Source organism: Mesorhizobium sp. B3-1-8 (genome assembly GCF_006439495.1).
GTDB lineage: Bacteria > Pseudomonadota > Alphaproteobacteria > Rhizobiales > Rhizobiaceae > Mesorhizobium.
Genome location: NZ_VFTK01000029.1, coordinates 1 through 23,455, shown reverse-complemented (window position 1 = coordinate 23,455; position 23,455 = coordinate 1). Strand labels below are relative to the sequence as shown.

The 23,455-nt window shown below is 64.0% G+C and carries 18 protein-coding genes and 1 tRNA gene; 10 read left to right on the top strand and 9 right to left on the bottom strand.

Annotated features, from left to right (window positions below; translation table 11 throughout):
- The first annotated feature begins 1 nt into the window (after position 1).
- The 3 genes from FJ424_RS24035 to FJ424_RS24025 all read left to right on the top strand — a co-directional run bounded on the left by FJ424_RS24035 (position 2) and on the right by FJ424_RS24025 (position 5,488).
- Positions 2–1,630 carry an alpha-D-glucose phosphate-specific phosphoglucomutase gene (locus tag FJ424_RS24035; RefSeq protein ID WP_140657059.1) on the top strand — a complete coding sequence of 543 codons (1,629 nt, stop codon included), beginning with the start codon at positions 2–4 and terminating at the stop codon, positions 1,628–1,630.
- A gap of 202 nt (positions 1,631–1,832) precedes the next feature.
- Positions 1,833–3,833 (top strand): glycogen debranching protein GlgX, encoded by a 2,001-nt coding sequence (glgX, locus tag FJ424_RS24030; RefSeq protein ID WP_140657057.1) that lies wholly within the window; start codon positions 1,833–1,835, stop codon positions 3,831–3,833.
- A complete protein-coding gene (locus FJ424_RS24025) occupies positions 3,833–5,488 on the top strand; it encodes an alpha-glucosidase family protein (protein WP_140657055.1) in 1,656 nt (551 codons plus the stop codon). Before glgX ends, FJ424_RS24025 begins: the two co-directional genes overlap by 1 nt.
- An 8-nt stretch (positions 5,489–5,496) precedes the next feature.
- Here the strand turns inward: FJ424_RS24025 and FJ424_RS24020 are convergent, their stop codons facing one another.
- Positions 5,497–7,239 carry a TadG family pilus assembly protein gene (locus FJ424_RS24020; RefSeq protein ID WP_246677338.1) on the bottom strand — a complete coding sequence of 581 codons (1,743 nt, stop codon included), beginning with the start codon at positions 7,237–7,239 and terminating at the stop codon, positions 5,497–5,499.
- Between the two features lie 20 nt (positions 7,240–7,259).
- The gene (locus tag FJ424_RS24015) at positions 7,260–7,829 is read right to left on the bottom strand and encodes a TadE/TadG family type IV pilus assembly protein (protein WP_246677337.1); all 570 of its coding nucleotides are present in this window, start codon (positions 7,827–7,829) and stop codon (positions 7,260–7,262) included.
- Positions 7,830–7,999: 170 nt separating this feature from the next.
- On the opposite strand from FJ424_RS24015, the gene FJ424_RS24010 reads away from it, so the two are divergent.
- The 4 genes from FJ424_RS24010 (at position 8,000) to FJ424_RS23995 (ending at position 13,425) form a co-directional block, all read left to right on the top strand.
- Positions 8,000–9,592, top strand: coding sequence for a peptide ABC transporter substrate-binding protein (locus tag FJ424_RS24010; RefSeq protein WP_140643423.1), 1,593 nt, complete (start codon positions 8,000–8,002; stop codon positions 9,590–9,592).
- 174 nt (positions 9,593–9,766) lie between these two features.
- Complete coding sequence (locus tag FJ424_RS24005) at positions 9,767–10,690, top strand: ABC transporter permease subunit (protein WP_140643425.1); 924 nt, start codon at positions 9,767–9,769, stop codon at positions 10,688–10,690.
- Positions 10,683–11,807, top strand: a complete 1,125-nt coding sequence (locus FJ424_RS24000) for an ABC transporter permease subunit (protein ID WP_140657051.1) — start codon at positions 10,683–10,685, stop codon at positions 11,805–11,807. Before FJ424_RS24005 ends, FJ424_RS24000 begins: the two co-directional genes overlap by 8 nt.
- A 1-nt stretch (position 11,808) precedes the next feature.
- Positions 11,809–13,425: an ABC transporter ATP-binding protein gene (locus FJ424_RS23995; protein ID WP_140657049.1), complete on the top strand. Its 1,617-nt coding sequence runs from the start codon at positions 11,809–11,811 to the stop codon at positions 13,423–13,425.
- Between the two features lie 89 nt (positions 13,426–13,514).
- On the opposite strand, the gene FJ424_RS23990 is transcribed toward FJ424_RS23995, so the two are convergent.
- Complete coding sequence (locus FJ424_RS23990) at positions 13,515–13,850, bottom strand: hypothetical protein (RefSeq protein ID WP_140657047.1); 336 nt, start codon at positions 13,848–13,850, stop codon at positions 13,515–13,517.
- Positions 13,851–14,061: 211 nt separating this feature from the next.
- On the opposite strand from FJ424_RS23990, the gene FJ424_RS23985 reads away from it, so the two are divergent.
- Both FJ424_RS23985 and FJ424_RS23980 read left to right on the top strand, forming a co-directional pair.
- Positions 14,062–14,355 carry a type II toxin-antitoxin system ParD family antitoxin gene (locus tag FJ424_RS23985; RefSeq protein WP_140657045.1) on the top strand — a complete coding sequence of 98 codons (294 nt, stop codon included), beginning with the start codon at positions 14,062–14,064 and terminating at the stop codon, positions 14,353–14,355.
- Complete coding sequence (locus FJ424_RS23980) at positions 14,306–14,725, top strand: type II toxin-antitoxin system RelE/ParE family toxin (RefSeq protein ID WP_348640137.1); 420 nt, start codon at positions 14,306–14,308, stop codon at positions 14,723–14,725. Before FJ424_RS23985 ends, FJ424_RS23980 begins: the two co-directional genes overlap by 50 nt.
- Before the next feature lie 59 nt (positions 14,726–14,784).
- Here FJ424_RS23980 and FJ424_RS23975 read toward each other — a convergent pair.
- A tRNA-Pro gene (locus tag FJ424_RS23975) sits at positions 14,785–14,861 on the bottom strand.
- A gap of 190 nt (positions 14,862–15,051) precedes the next feature.
- Here FJ424_RS23975 and FJ424_RS23970 point away from each other — a divergent pair.
- Positions 15,052–17,289, top strand: a complete 2,238-nt coding sequence (locus tag FJ424_RS23970) for a mannose-1-phosphate guanylyltransferase/mannose-6-phosphate isomerase (RefSeq protein WP_140657041.1) — start codon at positions 15,052–15,054, stop codon at positions 17,287–17,289.
- A gap of 29 nt (positions 17,290–17,318) precedes the next feature.
- Here the strand turns inward: FJ424_RS23970 and FJ424_RS23965 are convergent, their stop codons facing one another.
- The 5 genes from FJ424_RS23965 to betC form a co-directional block, all read right to left on the bottom strand.
- A complete protein-coding gene (locus FJ424_RS23965) occupies positions 17,319–18,023 on the bottom strand; it encodes a YoaK family protein (protein WP_140657039.1) in 705 nt (234 codons plus the stop codon).
- A 93-nt stretch (positions 18,024–18,116) separates the two neighbouring features.
- Positions 18,117–19,580, bottom strand: a complete 1,464-nt coding sequence (gene betB, locus FJ424_RS23960) for a betaine-aldehyde dehydrogenase (RefSeq protein WP_140657037.1) — start codon at positions 19,578–19,580, stop codon at positions 18,117–18,119.
- 49 nt (positions 19,581–19,629) lie between these two features.
- Positions 19,630–21,282: a choline dehydrogenase gene (gene betA, locus FJ424_RS23955; RefSeq protein WP_140657035.1), complete on the bottom strand. Its 1,653-nt coding sequence runs from the start codon at positions 21,280–21,282 to the stop codon at positions 19,630–19,632.
- Positions 21,275–22,279 (bottom strand): threonine/serine dehydratase, encoded by a 1,005-nt coding sequence (locus tag FJ424_RS23950; RefSeq protein ID WP_181182115.1) that lies wholly within the window; start codon positions 22,277–22,279, stop codon positions 21,275–21,277. Before FJ424_RS23950 ends, betA begins: the two co-directional genes overlap by 8 nt.
- A partial coding sequence (gene betC / locus FJ424_RS23945; RefSeq protein ID WP_140786381.1) for a choline-sulfatase occupies positions 22,276–23,455 on the bottom strand: 1,180 nt, incomplete at its 5' end. The genes FJ424_RS23950 and betC, both read right to left, overlap by 4 nt.

Genomic DNA, 23,455 nt, shown 5'->3' with positions numbered 1-23,455 from the left:
CATGATCAGAACCGTCCCCACCAAACCCTATACCGACCAGAAGCCGGGCACCTCCGGCCTGCGCAAGAAGGTGCCGGTGTTCCAGCAGGAGCACTATGCCGAGAACTTCATCCAGGCGATCTTCGATGCGCTGGACGGTTTTCAAGGAAAGACGCTGGTGATCGGCGGCGATGGCCGCTTCTACAACCGCGAGGTCATCCAGAAAGCCATCGCGATTGCCGCCGGCAACGGCTTCGGCAAGGTGATGGTCGGGCAGGGCGGTATCCTGTCGACCCCCGCCGCCTCCAACATCATCCGCAAATACAAGACCTTCGGCGGCATCATCCTGTCGGCCAGCCACAATCCCGGCGGCCCGCACGAGGATTTCGGTATCAAGTACAATGCCGGCAATGGCGGCCCGGCGCCCGAAAAGATCACCGACGCGATCTTCGCCAAGTCGAAGGAGATCAAGAGCTTCAAGATCGCCGATATAGGCGCCATCGACATCGACACCATCGGCACCGTCAAGGCGGGCGACATGACGGTCGAGATATTCGATCCGGTCAAGGACTATGCCGAATTGATGGAAAGCCTGTTCGACTTCGATGCGCTGAAGAAGCTCTTCAAGTCGGGCTTCCGCATGCGTTTCGACGCCATGCACGCGGTGACCGGCCCCTATGCCAAGGAGATCCTCGAACATCGCCTCGGCGCGCCCGACGGCACCTGCCGCAACTTCAAGCCGCTTCCCGACTTCGGCGGCCATCACCCGGATCCGAACCTGGTGCATGCAAAACACCTCTATGACGAGATGATGGGGCCGGACGCGCCGGACTTCGGCGCGGCCTCCGACGGCGACGGCGACCGCAACCTGATCATCGGCAGGGGCATCTTCGTCACGCCGTCGGACTCGGTGGCGATGCTTGCCGCCAATGCCCAACTGGCGCCGGGCTACAAGGACGGCCTGAAAGGCATCGCCCGTTCCATGCCGACCAGCGGCGCGGCCGACCGCGTCGCCGAAAAGCTCGGCATCGGCATCTACGAGACGCCGACCGGCTGGAAGTTCTTCGGCAACCTGCTCGACGCAGGCATGGCGACCATCTGCGGCGAGGAGAGCGCCGGCACCGGCTCCAACCATGTGCGCGAGAAGGACGGTCTGTGGGCCGTGCTTTTGTGGCTCAACATCCTCGCCGCGCGCGGCGAGAGCTGCAAGCAGATCGTCACCGAGCATTGGGCGACGTACGGCCGCAATTACTATTCGCGCCACGATTACGAGGAGGTCGAGAGCGACCGCGCCAACGCGCTGGTCGACGAACTGCGCGCCAAGCTTGGTTCGCTCCCCGGCACCGGCGTGCGCGGCCTCAAGATCGCCAAAGCCGACGATTTTGCCTATCACGATCCGGTCGACGGCTCCGTGAGCGAGCATCAGGGCATACGAATCCTGTTCGAGGGCGGCTCGCGCGTTGTCCTGCGTCTCTCCGGCACCGGCACGTCAGGGGCGACGCTGCGCGTCTATATCGAGCGCTACGAGCCGGACAAGGCCAGGCACGATCTCGACACGCAGGAGGCGCTCGCCGATCTCATCGCCGCCGCCGACGACATCGCCGGCATCAAGAGCCACACCGGCCGCAACAAGCCGAGCGTGATTACTTGAGGGTGGCGGCGCGGCGCGGCTCCCCCTTCTGCCCTTGTGAGAGAAGGTGTCGCCGAAGGCGACGGATGAGGGGTGCTCCAGCTTGGCGCAAACCGGCGGTGGCACCGCCGCCCACGCCTCATTTCTTCCAACATCCCTCATCCGTCTCGGCGCTGCGCGCCGATCCACCTTCTCCCACAAGGGGAGAAGGGGAGGCGCCCGCATGACCCAGCTTGGCGCCACCATCAACCCCGAAGGCATCCGCTTCGCCGTCTGGTCCTCATCGGCGCGGCGTCTCTGGGTCTCGATCTTCGACGACACCGGCGCGCGCGAATTCGATCGGCAGGAGCTCAATCCGGAAGGCGAGGGCGTGCACGCGCTCCTCGTCCCCGGCCTTGGCGAGGGCACGCATTACGGCTTTCGCGCCGATGGCGACTATGCGCCGGAGCGCGGCCTTTGGTTCGACCCGAACAAGCTTCTCACCGACCCCTACGCCGTCGAGTTGGACCGTCCATATCAATATCATTGGCGGCTTGCCGCCAAACGCAATGAAGGCGCCGACACGTCCTCGCTGATGCCGAAGGCGATTGCGCGTCCGCTGCCCAAGCCGGAATCGGCCAAACCGCCGCTCTTCCAAGCCGGCGGGCTGATCTACGAGCTCAACGTCCGCTCCTTCACCAAGCTGCATCCGGAGGTTCCGGAAGCGCAGCGCGGCACCATTGCGGCGCTCGCCCATCCGGCTGTCATCGAGCACCTGAAGCGTCTCGGTGTGTCAGCCGTCGAGTTGATGCCGGTCACCGCGTCGATCGATGAGCGGCACCTGCCGCCATTGGGGCTGAGCAACGCCTGGGGCTACAATCCTGTCACCTTCATGGCGCTCGATCCGCGTCTCGCGCCCGGCGGCCTCGAGGAACTGCGCGATACCGTCGCCGCGTTGCGCAAGGCGGGCATCGGCACCATCCTCGATCTCGTCTTCAACCACACCGGCGAAAGCGATCGGCTCGGGCCGACGCTGTCGCTGCGCGGACTGGATGCGATAAGCTACTACCGGCATCAGCCGGACGGCAGGCTGGTCAACGACACCGGCACCGGCAACACCGTCGCCTGCGACCATCCGGTGGTGCGCGAGATGGTGCTTGACACGCTCCGCCACTTCGTCCGCCTCGCCGGGGTCGATGGCTTCCGTTTCGATCTGGCGCCCGTGCTCGGGCGAGTCGATGGCGCCTTCGATCCCGAGGCACCGCTGCTTCAGGCCATCGCCGACGATCCTGCGCTCGCCGATCGCGTGCTGATCGCCGAACCCTGGGATATCGGTCCGAACGGTTACCAGCTCGGCAGTTTCCGTCCGCCATATCTGGAATGGAATGACCGCTACCGCGACGATGTCAGGCGATTCTGGCGCGGCGATACCGGCGCGATCGGCGCTTTGGCCACCCGGCTTGCCGGCTCTTCCGATATCTTCGGCAGGGACGGCCAACCGGCGAGCCGCAGCGTTAATTTCATCGCCGCGCATGACGGCATGACGCTGACCGACATCGTCGCCTATGAGCGCAAGCACAACGAGGCAAATGGCGAGCAGAATCGCGACGGCCACAACGACAATTTGTCTTGGAACAACGGCGCCGAGGGCGAGACGGACGACGAGGCGATCGCCATGGCCCGCTTCAACGACCAGCGCGCGCTGCTCGCCACGCTCTTTGCCTCGCGCGGCACCATCATGCTGACCGCCGGCGACGAGTTCGGCCGCACGCAGAAAGGCAACAACAACGCCTATGCGCAGGACAATGTCATCACTTGGCTCGACTGGGCTGGCCGCGACCGGGCGCTGGAGCAATATGCATCGTCGCTGGCCACGCTGCGCCGGGCCTTTCCTGCGCTGGCGGATACGCACTTCCTGACCGGCGAGCCTGCCGACGGATCGGAAATCCCCGACGTGGCCTGGCTGACCGAGACCGGCGCGCCGCTCGGCGATACGGACTGGAACGATCCCGGCCGACATCGCCTCGTCATGCTGCTCGGCGATGCCGAGGGCAGGCGCCTGGCAGTGGTGATCAACGGCGACCGCCGCCAATGTGTCTTCAGCCTGCCCGCGCGGGACGGATTTGAATGGCGCCCGGCAATCGAGACGCAGCCGGTCGATTTGGCGCGGCCGTTGCCCGGCCGCAGCGTCGGTTTCATGATCGAGCGGCGAGCCGCTAAATCGCGCAGCAGGAAGGGGTCGTGATGGCTGGCGACAATCCAGAGCAAGGCGCCGAATGGTGGCGCGGCTGCGCCATCTATCAGGTTTATCCGCGCTCCTTCCAGGATACGAGCGGCGACGGCAGCGGCGACCTGAAGGGCATCGCCGCGCGGCTCGCCCATATCGCTTCGCTCGGGGTCGACGCGGTCTGGCTGTCACCCTTCTTCAAGTCGCCGATGGCCGACATGGGCTATGACGTGTCCGACTACCGCGACGTCGATCCGATGTTCGGGACGCTGGGGGATTTCGACGCGCTGGTCGCCGAGGCGCATCGACTCGGCCTGAAGCTCATCATCGACCAGGTGATCTCGCATTCGTCGGACAAGCACGAATGGTTCGCCGAAAGCCGGGCCAGCCGCGACAATGCCAAGGCCGACTGGTATGTCTGGGCCGACGCCAGGCCGGACGGCAACGCCCCCAACAACTGGCTGTCCGTCTTCGGCGGCCCGGCTTGGGAGTGGGACGCCACCCGCCGGCAATATTACATGCACAATTTCCTGGCCGCTCAGCCGGATTTGAACTTTCACAATCCTGACGTTCAGGACGCGCTGCTCGACACCGTGCGCTTCTGGCTGGAGCGCGGCGTCGACGGCTTCCGGCTGGATACGGTCAACTACTATGTCCATGACCTCTGGCTGCGCGACAACCCGCCCTTGGCATCAAGCGTCGCCGGCACCAACGGTTCGACCAGCACCTATGGCTTGCAGGAGCATCTCTTCGACAAGACGCGGCCCGAAAACCTTGACTTCCTGAAACGCTTCCGCGCGCTGCTCGACGAATATCCCGACCGCGCCGCGGTCGGCGAGGTGGGTGACGAGGAGCGTTCCTTGCAGACGCTCGCCGCCTATGTATCCGGCGGCGACAAATTGCAGATGTGCTACACGTTCGACCTGCTCAGCCCGCAATTTTCCGCCGCCCATGTGCGCGGCTGCGTGGAGGGGTTCGAGACGACCGCCCCGGACGGCTGGGTCTGCTGGGCCTTCTCCAACCATGACGTCGTGCGCCACGTCAGCCGCTGGACACGGCCCGGCGAGAGCCCGGACGCGGTGGCGAAGTTCTCGATCGCGCTGCTGTCATGCCTGCGCGGGTCGATCTGCCTCTATCAGGGTGAGGAACTGGGGCTGGAGGAAGCCGAGCTTGTCTATGAGGATCTGCGCGATCCGGTCGGCATCCGCTTCTGGCCGGGCGTGAAGGGCAGGGACGGCTGCCGCACGCCGATGGTGTGGCAGGCGGAGGCGGACAATGCCGGCTTCTCCACCGGCAAGCCCTGGCTGCCGGTGCCGCAGGCGCATCGCGTGCGTGCGGTCGATGTCCAGCATGGCGAGGAGCGGTCGGTGCTTGCCGCCTATCGGTCGATCCTTGCCTTGCGCAAGAGCCATCCGGCACTGATCCAAGGCGCGATCCGTTTCCTCGAGGCCGAGGGCGATGTGCTGGCTTTCATCCGCCAGCACGAAGACGAGAAATTGCTGTGCGTCTTCAACTTCGCCGCGGAGCCGGCGAACTGGGCGCTGCCGGCCGAGATCAGGGATACCGAGATAACTGCTCTTGCCGTTGAGGTCGCCGGCGTTCTTGGCGGTGTTCTCGAGGAGGTTGCCCTGGCACTGCCGCCCGTGGGGTGCTTCGTCGGGAGAATTGCCTGAAAGGCGGCTTACTGGACGAGGACCGAGCGTCCGCAGGTCGCGCCGGTCACCCGGACGTCGGCCTCGCCGACACGGACGCCAAGCGCCCCAAGAACGTTGTAGACCAAGCTATCGACCGGCGCGGTCACGCCGTTGAGCAGCGTCGTCACCGCCGGCTTCACCGTGCCGAGCACGGCGGTCACGTCGAGGCCTAGCCCCAGCGCATTGACCGAAAGCGACAGGTTGTTGACCAGCGATGTCGTCAGCGACTGCGTCAGGTTCTTCGTCGACACCGTCTTGATCACCTTGTTGGCGATGTCGGTGGCGTTGTAGGTCAGGGTGGTCGGCGTCATGTTGGTGACCGAGAAGGCCGACGATCCATTGATCTGCAACAGGTTGAGGTTGATCAGCAGCAGCTTGAGGCTGACATCCGCGATCTCGGCGTCGGAGAAGGATTGCGGATTGGTGAAGTCCGCGAAACCGCTGGCGCTGCTTTTGGCGAGATGGGCCTCGACCACGCCCGGCTGCGCGGCGATCGAAACCTTGATGCTGGAGGGCCCGGTCGGGCAAGTGATGTCGGCCAGCTTGGCTTCCGCATAGGCGACTTCGACATTGAGCGGCAGGTTGACGGCAAGCAGACTGATGCCGCCGCCGAGATTGGCGTTGCCGAGCGTGATGCTGGCGTTGAGCTTGATGCGAGTCTGCGCCGTGCGCACCACGGTGCCTGCTTCTCCGACCGCGAGCCAGGGCGAGTTCTGCATCGGCTCGCCGATGGCGATGGCAAGCGTCGTCGATGCCAGCCCCGGTATCGTGGCGCCGAGATTGACCGGGACCTGGTTCGTGCCGTTGGCAAGCGCCGCCGCCGCCGTCAGCATGCTGAGCGCGCTGGCGTCGACCGACAGCCCGGCGGGTTTCTGCCCGAGGCCGAGGCTGCCCACCGAGCCCAGGTCGACGAGGCTGCCGAGCGGAATCTTGACCGTATTGGTGGCGCTGGAGGCCATGGTCTGCAGGGCGATCTTGGCTGTGCGGTCCAGCCCCGGCACATTGGCCATGGCGGTGGCGATCTGGCCGATCGTTGCCTTGGAGGCGAGCACGTCGGAATAGCTGACGCCAGTCAGATGCAATTGCGTGGCCAGCGCATCGGTGAACGAAAGAACATCGACATCGGCCGACACCAGTGAATTATAATCCATCACGCTGAGCGAGATGTTGCCGCCAAGAAGGCCGCCGAGAAGCGCGTTGAGAATGCCGCCATTGAGGCTGGCAAGCCGCGAGCCGACCGAAAAAGCCGCTTGCGGCTGCGCGCTGGCGATAGCGGTCGTGCCAAGAGTGGGCGGCGACATGATCGAGCCGGCGAAATAGAGCGTGCCCTGCTTCTTCAGCGACACCTGCACGGCATTGTAGGGCAGCTTGCCCGCCTCGAACCGGTTGCCGGCGGCAATGGTGCTGACGCCCGTGTAGCGCCCCGGCACGATCTGGACGACCGCCTTGCTGGCGGTTGGCGCCACGGTGGTGCCTTGTTGCTGCACGGCGACCGAGGTGATGCCGTTGTCGCTGAGCGTCGTCAGCACCGCCTGCTGGGCATTGGTGATGTTCGAGGCCGCGGTGATGGCGGCAAGGTCGACGATCGACTGCGCGGCCCGGCGCTCGTTGTAGAGTGAGCCTTCGTCGATCGCGAAGGCGGTCAGCGCCAGCGCCACCGGCGTGCATAGCGCCGTCATGACGGCGAAATTCGCGTTACGGTCGGCGAGCAGTCTTCGAGTCGCCGCCATCAATCCCCCCTTGATGGGCATCATATGCCTCCGACGCGGATCGTCGATTGACTCTGGATCGTCGTGCCCGGCAGCGGCAGCGTCCGGAACAGGTTCCAGATCGGCAGGTTGCGCGCATCGTAGCTGACCGAGACGACGAACTGGCTGCCGTCGGCGACACTGTCCTTTGCGTTGACGGTCAGCTTGTTGGGATCGACGAAAGGGTAGCCCGCGACGTCGTGGGCGATGAAATCGGTGACCAGTGCCTGCCGCTCGGTCTGGTTGAGGCCGGCAATCGCCGTGCGCGCCGCATCGGCGGCGATCTGCTGCACGGAGTGGCTGGCACCGAAATAGATTCCATATGCAACCATGCCGAGCAGAAGCAGGATGAAGATCGGCGCAAGCATGGCGAATTCGATTGCCGACGTCCCCGAGGCGTCCGCCCGGAAACGAGACCAAGAAACAGGGAATTTTCGGTTTTTCAGCATGTTGCGGAGAATGCCAACACCTGCCTGCAAAAACAGAAAACACATCGAACAACCGGCAGGTGTGCCAAGTTGAAGGCAAGCTATAAGCTTTAGGTTTCGCTGTTTTAGCGTGATGACGCTCACTCTGCGTCAAGCAGGCAATGGTTGAAATAAGATTTCGCTCTGTCTAGTCTCCTGCCACCAGCCGCCGGAACGGATCGGCGGCACGCCTGAAACGGGGCCGTTTCAACGGTTCCGGGTGTCAAAACTTAAAAAGGCGCGGCTGAGGGGCCGCGCCGACAGGGAGAAACTTCATGCTGAAAAACATGCTGAAGGCGACGGTGTTCGCCACCACCATGGCTCTGGCCGCCGGCACCTTGTACACGCCGGCCTTCGCCGAGACCGTCTACAACCGCGGCGCCGCCGCCGAGGCGGAGACGGTCGATCCGCACAAGACATCGACAGTCTATGAAGCCGATATCATACGCGACCTGTTCCAGGGCCTCGCCATGCATGACCAGAAGACGAACCTCATTCCGGGCGCCGCCGAAAGTTGGACGGTATCGGATGACGGCACCGTATACACCTTCAAGCTGCGCAAGGACGGCCTCTGGTCGGACGGCACCCCGGTGACGGCGGACGACTTTGTCTATTCGTTCCGTCGACTCGAAGATCCGGCCACCGCTGCGGAATACGCCTCGATGCTCTATCCGGTGAAGGGCGCGGAGGACTTCAACACCAAAAAAGGCAAGGCCGAGGATATGGGCGTGAAGGCGATCGACGCCAACACGCTTGAAGTCACGCTGAAGGCTCCGACACCCTACTTCCTGGAGATGCTGACCCACCAGGCGACCTATCCGGTCAACAAGGCTTCCATCGACAAGCTCGGCGCCGACTGGATCAAGCCAGGCAAGCTGGTCTCCAACGGCGCCTATACGCTGGCGGAGTGGGTTCCCAACGACCATATGAAATTGGTCAAGAACCCGAAGTTCTGGGACGCCGCGAGCGTCAAGCTCGACGTGGTCAACTACATCCCGACCGAGGATCGCTCGTCGGCGATGAAGCGTTTCGAGGCCGGTGAACTCGACAGCTATGGCGACCTGCCAACTGAACAACTCGCCGATCTCAAGACCAAATTCGGTGACCAGGTCCGTGTCGGGCCATATCTCGGCACTTATTATTACGCGATCAAGACCGACAAGGCGCCGTGGGACAATGTCGAGTTGCGCAACGCAATCTCGATGGCGATCGACCGCGACTTCCTCGCCGAGAAGGTCTGGCAGAACTCGATGCTGCCTGGATATTCGATGGTACCTCCGGGCATCGAGGGCTACACGCCGGCACTGGCCAAATACGCCGACATGCCGCAGATAGACCGCGAGGACGAGGCCAAGAAGATCTTGGAAAAACTAGGCTATACACCCGAGCATCCGTTGAAGATGGAGATCCGCTACAACACCTCGGAGAACCATAAGAACACGGCGGTCGCCATCCAGGAACAGCTGAAGCCGCTCGGCGTCGAGGTGACTCTGCTCAACACCGACACCAAGACCCACTACGGCTTCCTCGAGCAGAAGGGCAATTACGACGTCGCCCGCGCCGCCTGGATCGCCGACTACAAGGATCCTGAGACCTTCCTCGGCATCTCGCGCAAGGCAAGCGGCAACAACTACTCGAACTACAACAGCCCTGCCTATGAAGCCGCCATGGACAAGGCGGCCGCCGCGGGCGGCAAGCCTGAGGAGCGCATGAAGGACCTCGCCGCAGCCGAGCGCATCCTCGTCGACGATGTCGGCGAGATCCCGCTTCTCTACTACAGCTACCACGACATCGTTTCCTCGAAGCTGCATGGCTTCGACGACAATGTGATGGACATTCATCCGTCCCGCTTCATCTCCAAGGACTGACAAGAAACCTTGGCCGTGCCGCCGCTCTCCTTTTGGGAGCGGCGGCCTCGGTCTGTCGTCGTGCCGGGCCGAAAGTCGGATTGGATTTTCGGGCATGCCGGTGCGAAGATCAGAGATGCCAGCGCGCCACGGTCTCGTCTGGAGAGCTGTCGCCCTGGCTGAAGCGGGGCGCCGATGCTGCGTTATGTTTTCCGGCGGCTGTTGACCGCCATCCCCACGCTGTTCGTCATCGTGACGGTGGCGTTTTTCCTGATCCGCGTCGCCCCTGGCGGCCCGTTCAACCAGGAGCGGGGCCTGAGCCCTGAGATCAGGGCCAATCTCGAAGCCCAGTTCGGCCTCAACGATCCGCTCTGGCTGCAATATGTTCACTATCTCGGCAATCTTTTGCGCGGCAGTTTCGGCCCGAGCTACAACCTGCCGGATTTCACCGTCACCGAACTCTTCGCCAAGGGCCTGCCGATCTCCATCCAGATCGGCACCTCGGCGCTGGTGCTGGCGCTGCTGCTGGGCTCCATCCTGGGCACCATCGCCGCGCTCAACCAGAACAAAATAGGCGATTATTCGGTGATCGCCTTGGCCACCGCCGGCAGCACCATCCCGACCTTCGTCATCGCGCCGGTGATCCAGCTCGTCTTCGGGCTGTCTTGGAAGCTATTGCCGATCGGCGGCTGGGGGGACGGCGCCTTCATCAACAAGGTCGGCCCGGTGCTGACGCTGGCCTTGCCGCAGATCGCCATCGTCGCCCGCCTGATGCGCGGCTCCATGATCGAGAGCCTGCGTTCGCACCATATCCGCACGGCGCGCGCCCTCGGTCTCTCCGACTGGTCGGTGGTGGTCAAGCACGCGCTGCGCGGCGCCGTGCTGCCGATAGTCTCCTTCAGCGGCCCGGCGGCCGCCGCGCTGTTGACCGGTTCGATTATCGTCGAGACGATCTTCTCCATCCCCGGCGTCGGCCGCTACTTCGTCGATGCAGCCCTCAACCGCGACTATACGCTGGTCATGGGAACCGTGGTGGTGATCGCGCTCTTCACCATCGTCTTCAACCTGATCGTCGACCTGCTCTATGCGGTCGTCGATCCGAGGGTGCGCTATGACTGACCTCGCCGTCGCCGTACCCGAGCCGATCGTCGGCCGCTCGCTCTGGGGCAATGCCTGGGCTCGGCTCAAGCGCAACCGCGCCGCGATGCTCAGCCTCTACTACCTGGCCTTCATCGCCGTCACCAGCATTTGCGGTCCGTGGGTCGTGCCGCACGAATACACCACCATCTATGGCGACTATGTGCGCATGCCGCCGAGCCTTTCGGCCTATCCGAAACCCGACATGATCCAGGGTGCGCTGGGCGACGCCATCAAGCGCATGCGCGCCGACATCAAGGAATGGCACCAGGACGGCAATCGCGTCACCGTAACCGTCACCTCGACCAAGCCGATCGACGACCGCAACATCCGCTATCTCGACCGCTCCGACGCCTTCGACGACACCAGGATCGAGAACAAGTCGCCCGACGGTCTCGAAGTGACGATGAGCTCGGCCGTGAAGCAGCAATATTTCTTCTTCGGCACCGACAACACCGGCCGCGACCTGCTCTCGCGCACGCTGATGGCCGGACGCATCTCTTTAGCCATCGGCCTGCTCGCGGGCGTCGTCGCCGGCGTCATCGGCGTCATCTATGGCGCCACAGCTGGCTTCGCCGGCGGCAGGGTCGACGAGGTGATGATGCGCATCGTCGACGTGCTCTATTCGCTGCCCTTCATCTTCTTCGTCATCATGCTGGTAGTGTTCTTCGGCCGCAACTTCGTGCTGATGTTCCTGGCGGTGGGTGCTGTGCTGTGGCTCGACATGGCGCGCATCGTGCGCGGCCAGGCGCTGTCGATCCGCAGGCAGGAATATGTCCAGGCGGCGGAAGCCATGGGCGTCGGCCAGCGCGGCATCCTGCTGCGCCATGTCATCCCAAACCTGCTCGGGCCGGTGGTCATCTACATGACGCTGCTGGTGCCGCAGGTGATTATCCTGGAGAGCTTCCTCTCCTTCCTCGGTCTCGGCGTGCAGGAGCCGATGACCAGCTGGGGCGTGCTGATCTCGGTCGGCGCCAAGAACATCGGCTACGCCAACTGGTTGCTGCTGTTCCCGGCCTTCTTCCTCGTCTCGACGCTGTTCGCGCTGAATTTCGTCGGCGACGGCCTGCGCGACGCCCTTGACCCGAAGGACCGTTGACATGGCCACCGAAACGATCCTCAGCGTCAAGGACTTGCGCGTCCGCTTCCAGACCCTCGACGGCACGGTCGAGGCGGTCAAGGGCATCAACATCAAGGTCAATGCCGGCGAGACGGTCGCCGTCGTCGGCGAATCCGGCTCCGGCAAGAGCCAGACGATGATGGCGGCGATGAGCCTGCTTTCCTCCAATGGCGAGGCGACGGGCCATGTCGATTATCGCGGCCGGAACCTTCTGGCCATGTCGAAGAGCGAGCTGAACCAGGTGCGCGGCCGCAAGATCAGCATGATCTTCCAGGAGCCGATGACCTCGCTCGACCCGCTCTACACCATCGGCAGCCAGCTGATCGAGCCGATCCGCCGGCATCGCGGGCTTGCCGCGGCGGCCGCTCGGGAGGAAGCGCTGAAGCTCCTGAGGCTGGTGCATATTCCCGATCCCGAACGGCGGATGAAGTCCTATCCGCACGAGATGTCGGGAGGCCAGCGCCAGCGCGTCATGATCGCCATGGCTCTGGCCAACGATCCCGACATCCTGATCGCCGACGAGCCGACGACGGCGCTCGACGTTACCATCCAGGCGCAGATCCTGACGCTGCTGGCCGAGCTGCAGCGCAAGCTCGGCATGGCAATCGTCTTCATCACCCACGACCTCGGCATCGTGCGGCGCTTCGCCGATCGCGTCTATGTCATGCGCCAGGGCGAGGTGGTGGAGGAGGGCGCGGCGGAAGCGCTCTTCGCCAACCCGCAGCACGCCTACACCAAGATGCTGCTCGCGGCCGAGCCGACCGGCACCAAGGCGGCGCCGCCGGCCAATTCGCCTGTGCTGCTCGAAGGCCGCAATGTCGAGGTGGTGTTCAAGATCGGCGGCGGCTTCTTCGGCGGCGAGCCGCTGATGCTGCGCGCGGTGGACAGGATCTCGGTCCGGCTGAAGCGCAACCAGACGATCGGCATCGTCGGCGAGTCCGGCTCGGGCAAGTCGACGCTCGGCCGCGCGCTGCTCAGGCTCTTGCCCAGCGACGGCGTCATCCGCTTCGGCGACCGCGATATTTCCGAGGCCGACCGCCAGGCGATGCGGCCGCTCAGGCGCGAATTGCAGCTCGTCTTCCAGGATCCGTTCGGTTCGCTGTCGCCGCGCATGACCGTCGGTCAGATCGTTACCGAGGGCCTTTTGGTGCACGAGCCCTCGCTCACGGGCAAGCAGCGCGACCAGCGCGCCGTCGATGCGCTGCGCGAGGTCGGCCTCGATCCCAACGCGCGCAACCGCTACCCGCACGAATTCTCCGGCGGCCAGCGCCAGCGCATCGCCATTGCCCGCGCCATGATCCTGAAGCCGAAAGTGGTGGTGCTGGACGAGCCGACCTCGGCGCTCGACCGCTCCGTGCAGAAGCAGATCGTCGAGCTGTTGCGCAAGCTGCAGGCCGACCACGAACTGTCCTACCTCTTCATCAGCCACGACCTCGCGGTGGTGCGCGCCATGGCCGACTACATCATCGTCATGAAGCAGGGAAAGATCGTCGAGGAAGGCCCGACGCAAGAGATCTTCGACAATCCGCGCGAAGCCTATACGCAGACGCTGATGAACGCGGCGATCGATTCCACACGGTTCCGCATGAGCGCTTGAGGCGGGGCGAGCCCAGCCAGGCTAATGCATGTCGCCCACAAGTGTGCGGCGGCATCGCCTGAAACCGTTCGGCGCGACGCGCTTCAGGTTCACTGCGAGGATGGGCACTTCTGCTTCCGCGTGGCGACGATAGCCTGCTGCTGTTGCTGCAGCCTGTCGATCCGGGCGGTTTCGCGATTGGCCACCACCGTCTTCACGCGCTCGCCGCCGAGCAGCCACGTCGGCACGCTCGTGTTGGCGACCTTGCCGCGGGCTATTGCGGTGCGTGAAATATCGGTTGCGGTGTCGCCGACCGCATTATTGAGCTCGGGGCAGTTCATTTTGTCGTATTTCGCCGGGCTGATCGACGCTGTGGTCGATGAACAGCCGGCCGCGAACAGCAGGAACACGAGTGTCGGTGCAATGGCCGTCGGCGTGAACTTCATACTCTCAACCCTGGTTCGCCGTCTTACAGTCCCGCGCATCTCGAAAGCATAGCGGGTTGCCATTAGGCCAAACTGAGAAACTGTTGTCGAGCGTTGCCGCGCGATTCTGTTTCGAGGTCAGGCCATCCTTCGACGGCGCTGACCGCAATAACTATTGGCATAATATGCCATGTCCCTGTATCGTGCCTGTTGAATTGGAGCTGATATCGCGATGCCGACACGCAATGTTGTCCTGACGGAACACCTCGAAGAGGTGATCGACCGGTTGGTGAAAACCGGGCGCTATCAGAACGCGAGCGAGGTGTTGCGTGACGGCTTGCGGCTGGTCGAGCAGCGCGAGGCGAGGGAGAAGGCAAAGCTCGCTGCGCTCAGGGAGGCCGCCAACATCGGCTTCCACGACATCGAACAAGGCCGTTTCGAGGATGTTACTGAAGACGGCGTCGAAAAATTTATGGATGGCCTGGGGCAACAGTCAAGCTTACGCGCGAAAAAAACCGGCTTGTAAGGCCATGGTCCTATACCGGCTTTCCGCGGCCGCGAAGGAAGACATCGTTCAAATACTCGCCTACACGGAAGTCAATTTCGGCGAGATTGCGCGTATTCGCTACCAACGGCTGCTGATGATCGCCCTGCGCGACATTGTCGCCGATCCCCAACGGGCCGGCAGCATCGCCCGCGCGGAGCTGGGAAACAAGATCCGCAGCTACCACCTGCGCCATAGTCGGGACCGCGCGCGGACCGAACATGGCATTGTGCTACGACCGCGCCATTTCCTGCTCTATCGGATGACGCTCCAGGTCATCGGAATTGGCCGCGTTCTCCACGACGCAATGGAACTACAGCGTCATCTGCCGGAGAGCTACGGCGACGATTGACGCCAGTCCTGATTTCAGGCGGGGAGTAATTTCGGGAAAAGCCAAGTGCTTGTTTTTTCTGGTCGGAGTGGCAGGATTTGAACCTGCGACCCCCTCGTCCCGAACGAGGTGCGCTACCAGACTGCGCTACACTCCGTGACCAGACCGCGGGCTTATAGCTGCCGCTTTCCGATCCTGCAAGCGGCAATGGCAGCACATGTGTCGCATTTCCTTTCTTTCGCGAAGCTTGCCCGAATGGCATAGGATCGGCTGTCAGCTAAAGGGGGGCTTAAAGGCTTTTGTCGTAAGGCCGTCCCATCGGAGCCAGACTTTTGACAGGGTCGTTCATGAGCCAGCGCATCGTCAGTTTCGTCATGAGCGGCGGCGTCGGCTCGCGGCTGTGGCCGCTGTCGCGCGAGGACAACCCCAAGCAGTTCCACGACTTCTCGGGCGACGGCTCGATGCTGGCTAAGACCTTGCGCCGGCTGGCGGCGCGCCCGCAAGGCGAGACACCGATTTTCCTGATCGCCGCGGAACGTCACGCCGACCGCGTCCATGCCGACCTTGCCGGTCTCGATCTGGCCGGCGGCGGACCGCTGTTCGAGCCGACAGGTCGCAACACGGCAGCCGCGGTGGCGCTTGCCAGCTTGCGCACGCTCTCCGAATATGGCGACGAACTGGTGCTGGTGGTGCCGTCCGACCACGAAATATCGACGCCTCGTCAGTTCTGGCAAAGCATCGAGGCGGGCGCCGGCGCGGCAAATGCCGGCCGGCTCGTTGTGTTCGGCCTGAAACCGACAAAGCCCGAGACCGGCTATGGCTACATCGAGGTCGGGGCCGGCAAGGACGGCGTCTTCAACGTCTCGCGCTTCGTCGAAAAGCCCGATCTCGCCACCGCGCAGGCCTATCTGGACGCCGGCAGCTTCTACTGGAACACCGGTATCTTTCTGTTCCGCGCCGGCGCCATGCGCGACGCCTTCGCGGCCCATGAACCGAAAATCTGGCAGGCGACGGAAGCCGCCTACAAGGCTGCGACCAGCGATCTGTCCGGCCTCTACATGCCGCTGGAACTCTATTCCGCGATCCCGTCGACCTCGATCGACTACGCCATCATGGAACGCGCGAAAGACATCGCCATGGTGCCGGCCGGCTTCCGCTGGAACGATCTCGGTTCATGGCAGTCGTTGCTCGATGTCGGCCCGTCCGATGGGCAGGGCAACGTTATCGTCGGAGACGTCGTCGCCATCGATTGCGAGAACTCCTATATCCGCAGCGAGGGGCGCCTGCTGTCGGCGATCGGCATGAAGGACGTGGCGATCGTCTCCACCGCCGACGCCACTTTCGTCGCGCCGGTCAGCCACAGCCAGCACGTCAAGAAGATCGTCGAGCAGTTGGAGAAATCCGGCCGGCTCGAAACCAGGTTCACGCCGGCGCATGACCGCGTCATCGAGAGCGGCGCCTGGCGGCGGCGCGTGCGCCACTGGCTGTTCGAGGAGACGCTGCCGCTATGGTCTACCATTGGCGTCGACGAGCGCCATGGCGGCTTCCACGAGGCGCTGGGCTTCGACGCCTCGCCGCTGATGAAACCCAAGCGCATGCGCACGCAGGCGCGTCAGGTCTATGCTTTCGCGGTCGCCAAGGAGCGTGGCTGGGACGGCCCGGCGGACACGCTGATTGCGCACGGCATCGACTTCATGGCGGGTCAGGGCCGCACCGACAAAGGCGGCTGGGTGCGCACGCTCAACATCGACGGCTCGGTCGCCGATCCGGTCGAGGATGCCTACGACCATTCCTGCGTGCTTCTGGCCCTGGCCCACGCCCATATGTCAGGCCATCCCGATGCGTTGCGGCTCGGCGAGGAGACGTTCGCCTTCCTCGATGCGCATCTGGAAGATGCCCGCATGACCGGCTTTCTGGAAACCTCCGACGGCGAGGGCGAGCGCCGCTCCAACCCGCACATGCATCTGCTCGAAGCCTTCCTTGCCTGGCACCGGGCGACCGGAGACCGCGCCTATCTGCGCCGCGCCGCGCGCATCATCGATCTTTTCCGCAGCCATTTCTTCGACCCGGAAAGCTGGACGTTGGGCGAATATTTCGACGCCGGCTGGAAGCCCGCCGCCGGCGACAAGGGCGCCTGGACCGAGCCCGGCCACCATTTCGAATGGGCCTCGCTGCTCATCGATTTCGCCGCCCGCAGCGGCCAGACGGAGCTCGGCGGCTTCGCCAGGAAACTCTATGCCTCGGCGATCGCCAACGGCCTCAACCGCGCCACCGGCCTTGCCTATGGCGCCGTCTCGCGCCAGGGCCTGCCGCTCGACAGGGTCTCGCGCAGCTGGCCGCAGGCCGAAGCGGTGAAGGCGGCGATAGCGCTCGACGGTTCGGGCGGCCCGGATCTCAAGCCGGAGATCGAGGCGCGCGTCGGCCGGCTGTTCCGCTGGCACATCGACCCGGCGCCGCTGGGCTTGTGGATCGACCGCATCGACGAACGCGGCCGCTCACTGGCGAGCGACGTGCCGGCCAGTATCTTCTACCATCTGGTCTATGCGCTGACGCAGTATCTGGATGGCACCAGCGATAAGTCGTAGGCCGTTTGCCCCATGCTCGGACCTTGACGTCACTGCACGGTGGCGGGTGCGCTTTCCTGTATGACAAGGGGCACGATCGCAACGATCGGCGGCAGCGCAAAACACCACATTCCGACTTGTGAATAGAGCAAAGCGGCTGTCCCACATCCCAGCGCGAAGACGAACACGGCGACCGACATTCGCGCCAGGCGCGATCGGGACGCGGCCTCGCTCTCGGGCAGTGCGCCGTGGATGAGATCGGCGAGGTCGAGCATGATCTGGGTCGTGGTGCCCGTCATCAGCGTCGACGGCGGCGCACTGGGAAGATGGACGCGATGCGCGGCATTCTGCACCGCCATGGCCGAAACCAGCACCATGCCGGTGACGATGGCGGCCCAGCTGTTTCCGTCGGGAAATGGGCCAAGGCGGATTGCCAGGATCGCACCTGCCGTCAGCAGCAACAGTTTGATTGCCAACAATGACCGGAAGACCGGCAGCTTCCGGCTTCGTAACGGATAGGATAGAAGTCGGCTAAGGATAACCATGAAGCAGAAGACCGGCAAAGCCAGAAGTTTTGCAAAGGCGCCTGACGTGCCAAGCGCCAGCGAAGCGCCGAGCGTGACGAAATTGCCGGTGACATGCGCTGTGAAAAGTCCCTGCAGCGCCAGGAAGCCCGCGGTATCGACATAGCCTCCATTGAAGCTAAGCAGCAGCGGCAGCGTGGCCGCCTTGTTGTCCTTGGCTTCGCCCGCCATTTTCGCCTCCTCGATTGCCCCGTCAGAAAACCTACGGCAAGCCGGCAGCAAGGAGAACTGCCTTCTCGGCAAATCGCGCCCTTCAGCAGAGGCTCAGTAGGGGGCCACTACATCCCCCGTCTCGACGTAGACAGACTTCAATTGCGAATAATGCGCCAGCGCGGCCAGCGAATTCTCCCGCCCTATGCCGGATTGCTTGACGCCGCCGAACGGCATTTCCACCGGCGTCAGATTATAGGCGTTGATCCAGCAAGTGCCGGCCTGCAACTCGGCGATCACCCGATGCGCGCGCGGCAGGTCGCGCGTGAACACGCCGGCGGCCAGCCCGAATTCGGTGTCGTTGGCGCGCTCGATCACCTCGTCCTCGCTGTCGAATCTCAAGACGCTCATCACCGGCCCGAAAATCTCCTCGCGCGCGATGCGCATGGTGTCGATGACGCCTGAGAACACCGTCGGCTCGATGAAGAAGCCGCCGTCGAAACCCTGCAGTGACGGCACGTTGCCGCCGCAGGCGAGGCTGGCCCCTTCCTGCTTGCCGGCTTCGATATAGGAGACGACCTTGTCCTGCTGCGCCCTGTTGACCAGCGGCCCCATCTGCGTTTCGGGATCGAGCGGATCGCCGATGCGGATTTTCTTGGTGCGTTCGACCAGCCGCTCGACGAAGCGGTCATGCAGGCCGCTCTGCACGAAGACGCGTGTGCCGTTGGAGCAGATCTGCCCGGTCGAGTAAAAATTGCCGAGCATGGCGCCGCCGATGGCGTTCTCGAGATCGGCGTCGTCGAAGACGATCAGCGGCGACTTGCCGCCGAGCTCCATCGTCGCGTGCTTCATCTTCGAGCCGGCAAGCGACAGCACCTTGCGGCCGGTCGGCACCGAGCCGGTCACCGAAACTTTCGCCACGACATCGTGGCCGACAAGGCCGGCGCCGACATCGCCATAGCCTTGCACGACATTGAACAGCCCGTCGGGCAGGCCGGCCTCCGAGTAGATTTCGGCCAGCGCCAGCGCCGAAAGCGGTGTGTTCTCCGACGGCTTGAACACCATGGCATTGCCCATGGCCAAAGCCGGCGCCGACTTCCAGCCGGCGATCTGGATCGGATAGTTCCAGGCACCGATGCCGACGCAGACGCCGAGCGGCTCGCGGCGCGTATAGGCGAAGGGCCCGCCGAGATCGATCATCTCGCCATTGAAGGCGGCGACCGCTCCGGCGAAATATTCCAGGCAGTCGGCGGCCGAAGGGGCGTCGGCCACCAGCGTCTCCTGGATCGCCTTGCCAGTGTCGAGCGTCTCGATACGGGCCAGATCGGCATTGCGCGCCCGCAGGATGTCGGCTGCGCGGCGCAGGATGCGGCCGCGTTCGACCGGCTTCAGCCGCGCCCAGGCCGGCTGCGCGGCGCGTGCGGCCTCGATGGCGAGTTCCAGCACGTTGGGCGTCGCTGAATGCAGCGTGGCGATGGTCTCGCCCGTCGCCGGATAGATCACGGGCAGTGGCGCGCCGCCTTCGTCCTCGATGTAGCGGCCGTTGACGTAATGCGATGCCGTGGGTTGGGCGCGCATGGCTTTCTCCAAGTCTGTTCGCCGAGCGGGCGGTCTGCCCGACAATGCCCTATCGGTCCGCCACCTGCCAGCGTGGATTGATCCACGGTTCCTGGTTGGATGGCGCCAGCGGCGTGCGGCCGAGGATGTGGTCGGAGGCCTTTTCGCCGGTCATGATCGATGGCGCGTTGAGATTGCCGTTTGTCACCCGCGGAAAAATCGAGGAGTCGGCGACGCGCAGCCCCTCGACGCCGATTACCCGGCATTCCGGATCGACGACGGCGGTCAGATCGTCGGCGCGGCCCATCCTGCAGGTGCCGCAGGGATGATAGGCGCTCTCGGCATGGTCGCGGATGAAGGCGTCGAGTTCGTAATCCGATTGCACATGGCTGCCCGGCGAAATCTCCTTGCCGCGAAAGCCGTCGAAGGCTTTCTGGCCAAAAATCTCGCGCGTCAGCCGGACGCAGTGGCGGAACTCGCTCCAGTCGTCCGGATGCGACATATAGTTGAAGCGGATCACCGGCTTCGTCTTCGGATCTGGCGAGCGCAGGCTCACCGAACCGCGCGACTTCGAGCGCATCGGCCCGACATGCGCCTGGAAGCCATGCGACTTCGCCGCCGACTTGCCGTCATAGCGCACCGCCGCCGGGATGAAGTGGTATTGGATGTCCGGGTAGTCCACACCGGCTTGCGAGCGCACGAAGGCCGCCGCCTCGAAATGGTTGGTGGCGCCAAGCCCGGTCTTGAAGAACAGCCACTGCGCGCCGATCAATGCCTTGGAGAAAGGATTGAGCACCGAGTTCAGCGTGATCGGCTTGGTCGATTCCTGCTGGATGTAGAGTTCCAGATGATCCTGCAGATTTGCGCCGACGCCCGGCCGGTCGGCAATCACCTGGACGCCGTTTTCCTTGAGATGCGCGCCCGGGCCGATGCCGGACAGCATCAGGATCTTCGGCGAATTGACCGACGATGCCGCGACGATCACCTCACGCCGCGCCTTAACGACCTGAATCTGTTTGTTGGCTTCGATCTCGACGCCGATCGCGCGTTGATTCTCGATCACCACGCGTCGGGCGAAGCCTTTGATCAGACTCACATTCCTGCGTTTGAGAGCCGGCTTCAGATAGGCGTTCGCCGCCGACCAGCGGCGGCCTCCAAGAATGGTCTGCTCCATCGGTCCGAAGCCTTCCTGCTTCGAGCCGTTATAGTCGTCGGTGAGCTCGAAACCGGCTTGGCGGCCGGCCTCGACGAAGGCGCCGTAGAGCGGATTTTTCCGCGTGCCGCGCTGCACATGCAGCGGTCCGCTTTTGCCCCGCCAGCCATCCTCGCCGCCGTCGGAATCCTCCATGCGCTTGAAATAGGGGAGCACGTCGGCGAAGGCCCAGCCGGCAGCACCCTGTTCGGCCCAGTGGTCGAAGTCATGCGCATGTCCACGCACATAGACCATGCCGTTGATCGAGGAGGAACCGCCGAGCACCTTGCCGCGTGGCGTGGCGAGCACGCGCCCGCCGAGATGCGGCTCCGGTTCGCTGGCGAAACCCCAGTCGTAGAGGCTCATATTGAGCGGGATCGACAGCGCCGACGGCATCTGGATCAGCGGCCCCATATCGGTGCCGCCGAACTCGATGACGATCACCGAGTGCTTGCCGTCTTCCGACAGCCGGTAGGCCATGGCCGAGCCGGCGGAGCCGGAGCCGATGATGACGAAATCCGCTTCAAGCATTGTTCATATGCGCCATAAAGTCGGCGAGCGAGACATTGCCGCCGGTTGCAACCACGAGGACAGTTTTGCCCTTCACATCCACCTTGCCGCCGAGCAGCGCCGCCAGCGATGCCGCGCCCGACGGCTCCAGCACCAGCTTCATCCGCTCGAAGGCGATCTTCATCGCACGCCGCACCGAGGCGTCGTCGACGGTGACGCCGCGCACCCCGGCGGCGCTCACCGCCGCGAAGGGCGCGTCGCCGGGCTTTCGGGCCATCAGCCCGTCGCAGATCGATTTCGGCCCGATCGGCATCGTCTCGATCGCGCCATGCGCGAGCGACGAGCCCATGCCATTGAAACCTTCCGGCTCGACTGCGATGATCTCGGTACCGGGCGACACATAGTGGAAGGCGAGCGAAACGCCGCCGATCAGGCCGCCGCCGCCGACCGAGCAGAACACCAGATCTGCTTGCGTCCTCTTCGCTGTCAGCTGGTCGAGCGCTTCCAGCCCGGCGCCGGCCTGGCCCGCGACGATCTCCGGATCGTCGAAGGGATGCAGCAAGGTGAGGTGCTCGGTCTCGGCGATCTCGCGCGCCTTGGCGGCCGCGACCTCCTCGCGGGCGCGGTCGCCATGATCGGTCAGCACCACGCGCGCGCCATAACCGGCTGTCGCGTCACGCTTGGCGGCCGGCGCGTCGATCGGCATGACGATGGTGACCGGAATGCCCAGCGCCTGGCCGGCGGCCGCCAGCCCCTGCGCGAAATTGCCGGAGGAATACGCCACCACGCCTTTCTTCGCTTCATCCGCCGAAAGCCGATTCAGCCGCCAATAGGCGCCGCGCACCTTGAAGGAGCCGGCCCATTGCAGCGACTCCGGTTTGACGAAGACGCGCGCGGCGCCGGTCTCCTTGGCCAAAGCCGCCGACTCCAGCAGTGGCGTCACCTGCGTGGCCGTCGAGGTGACGGCGTAAGCCTGCTTCAGATGATCGAGGGTAGGGATGAGAACGTCTGCCATCATTCGCCTCTCGGATACCGTTTGCTCTCTTCGAGATTGTCGAGGTTCATGTGATTGCGCATGTAGCGTTCCGATGCCTTCTGCAGCGGCTGGAACTCCCACGGGTAGTAAGCGCCGTTGCGCAGCGCCGGGTAGACGACCCAGCGGCGCGCCTGGCTTTCGCGCACGGCGGCGTCGAAGCTTGCCATATCCCAGCGGCCACGGACCTTTTCCATGAAGGTCGAGACCAGATCGGCGTAGGCCGGATTGGTCGCGAGATTGTCGAGCTCGCGCGGATCGGCATCGAGGTCGAAGAGTTGCGGCGGATCGAGCTCGCAATGGACGAATTTGTATTTGCCCTCGCGGATCGCCACCATGGGTGCGGAGGAGCCTTCGGCCGCATATTCCATCAGCACCGGCGCCGAGCGCTGCTTGCCGCCGGCAAGCGGCAGCAGCGACTGGCCGTCCGTCCAAGGCGCGATCCCGCTCATATCGATGCCGGCGAGGTCGCACAGCGTCGGCGTCACGTCGAGATTGGAGACAGGCGCCTCGATCAGCCCGGCCTTGATGCCCTTGCCGGCCATCATCAAGGGCACTCGCGCCGCGCCTTCATAGAAGCACATCTTGAACCACAAGCCGCGCTCGCCCAGCATGTCGCCATGGTCGGAGCAGAACATCACGATTGTGTCGTCGGCCATACGGGTGCGCTCCAGCACCGACAGCAAGTCGCCGACCTTGTCGTCGAGATAGGAGATGTTGGCGAAATAGCCGCGCCGCGAGCGGCGCACCTGCTCCGGCGTGATGTCGAAGCTGTCGTAGTCCGATGCCTTGTAGAGCCGCTTCGAATGCGGATCCTGGCTGTCATAGGGGATGAAACCCACCTCCGGCTCCAGCGCCCGGCAATCCTTGTAAAGGTTCCAGTATTTGCGCCGCGCGACATAGGGGTCGTGCGGATGCGTGAAGGAAATGGTCAGGCACCAGGGGCGACGTCCGGCGTCGTCGGAAACACGGGCAAACTCATAGAGCTTTTGCGTCGCGTGGAACGCGACCTCATCGTCATATTCCATCTGGTTGGTGATCTCGGCGACGCCGGCGCCAGTCACCGAACCCAGATTGTGGTACCACCAGTCGATGCGCTCGCCGGGCTTGCGGTAGTCCGGCGTCCAGCCGAAATCGGCCGGGTAGATGTCGGTGGTGAGC

Excerpts from the sequence above, each read along its gene's own strand:
- FJ424_RS24035 (WP_140657059.1), top strand. The coding sequence starts at position 2 with ATGATCAGAACCGTCCCCACCAAACCCTATACCGACCAGAAGCCGGGC.
- glgX (WP_140657057.1), top strand. The coding sequence starts at position 1,833 with ATGACCCAGCTTGGCGCCACCATCAACCCCGAAGGCATCCGCTTCGCC.
- FJ424_RS24025 (WP_140657055.1), top strand. The coding sequence starts at position 3,833 with ATGGCTGGCGACAATCCAGAGCAAGGCGCCGAATGGTGGCGCGGCTGC.
- FJ424_RS24020 (WP_246677338.1), bottom strand. The coding sequence starts at position 7,239 with ATGGCGGCGACTCGAAGACTGCTCGCCGACCGTAACGCGAATTTCGCC.
- FJ424_RS24010 (WP_140643423.1), top strand. The coding sequence starts at position 8,000 with ATGCTGAAAAACATGCTGAAGGCGACGGTGTTCGCCACCACCATGGCT.
- FJ424_RS24005 (WP_140643425.1), top strand. The coding sequence starts at position 9,767 with ATGCTGCGTTATGTTTTCCGGCGGCTGTTGACCGCCATCCCCACGCTG.
- FJ424_RS24000 (WP_140657051.1), top strand. The coding sequence starts at position 10,683 with ATGACTGACCTCGCCGTCGCCGTACCCGAGCCGATCGTCGGCCGCTCG.
- FJ424_RS23995 (WP_140657049.1), top strand. The coding sequence starts at position 11,809 with ATGGCCACCGAAACGATCCTCAGCGTCAAGGACTTGCGCGTCCGCTTC.
- FJ424_RS23990 (WP_140657047.1), bottom strand. The coding sequence starts at position 13,850 with ATGAAGTTCACGCCGACGGCCATTGCACCGACACTCGTGTTCCTGCTG.
- FJ424_RS23985 (WP_140657045.1), top strand. The coding sequence starts at position 14,062 with ATGCCGACACGCAATGTTGTCCTGACGGAACACCTCGAAGAGGTGATC.
- FJ424_RS23980 (WP_348640137.1), top strand. The coding sequence starts at position 14,306 with ATGGCCTGGGGCAACAGTCAAGCTTACGCGCGAAAAAAACCGGCTTGT.
- FJ424_RS23970 (WP_140657041.1), top strand. The coding sequence starts at position 15,052 with ATGAGCCAGCGCATCGTCAGTTTCGTCATGAGCGGCGGCGTCGGCTCG.
- FJ424_RS23965 (WP_140657039.1), bottom strand. The coding sequence starts at position 18,023 with ATGGCGGGCGAAGCCAAGGACAACAAGGCGGCCACGCTGCCGCTGCTG.
- betB (WP_140657037.1), bottom strand. The coding sequence starts at position 19,580 with ATGCGCGCCCAACCCACGGCATCGCATTACGTCAACGGCCGCTACATC.
- betA (WP_140657035.1), bottom strand. The coding sequence starts at position 21,282 with ATGCTTGAAGCGGATTTCGTCATCATCGGCTCCGGCTCCGCCGGCTCG.
- FJ424_RS23950 (WP_181182115.1), bottom strand. The coding sequence starts at position 22,279 with ATGATGGCAGACGTTCTCATCCCTACCCTCGATCATCTGAAGCAGGCT.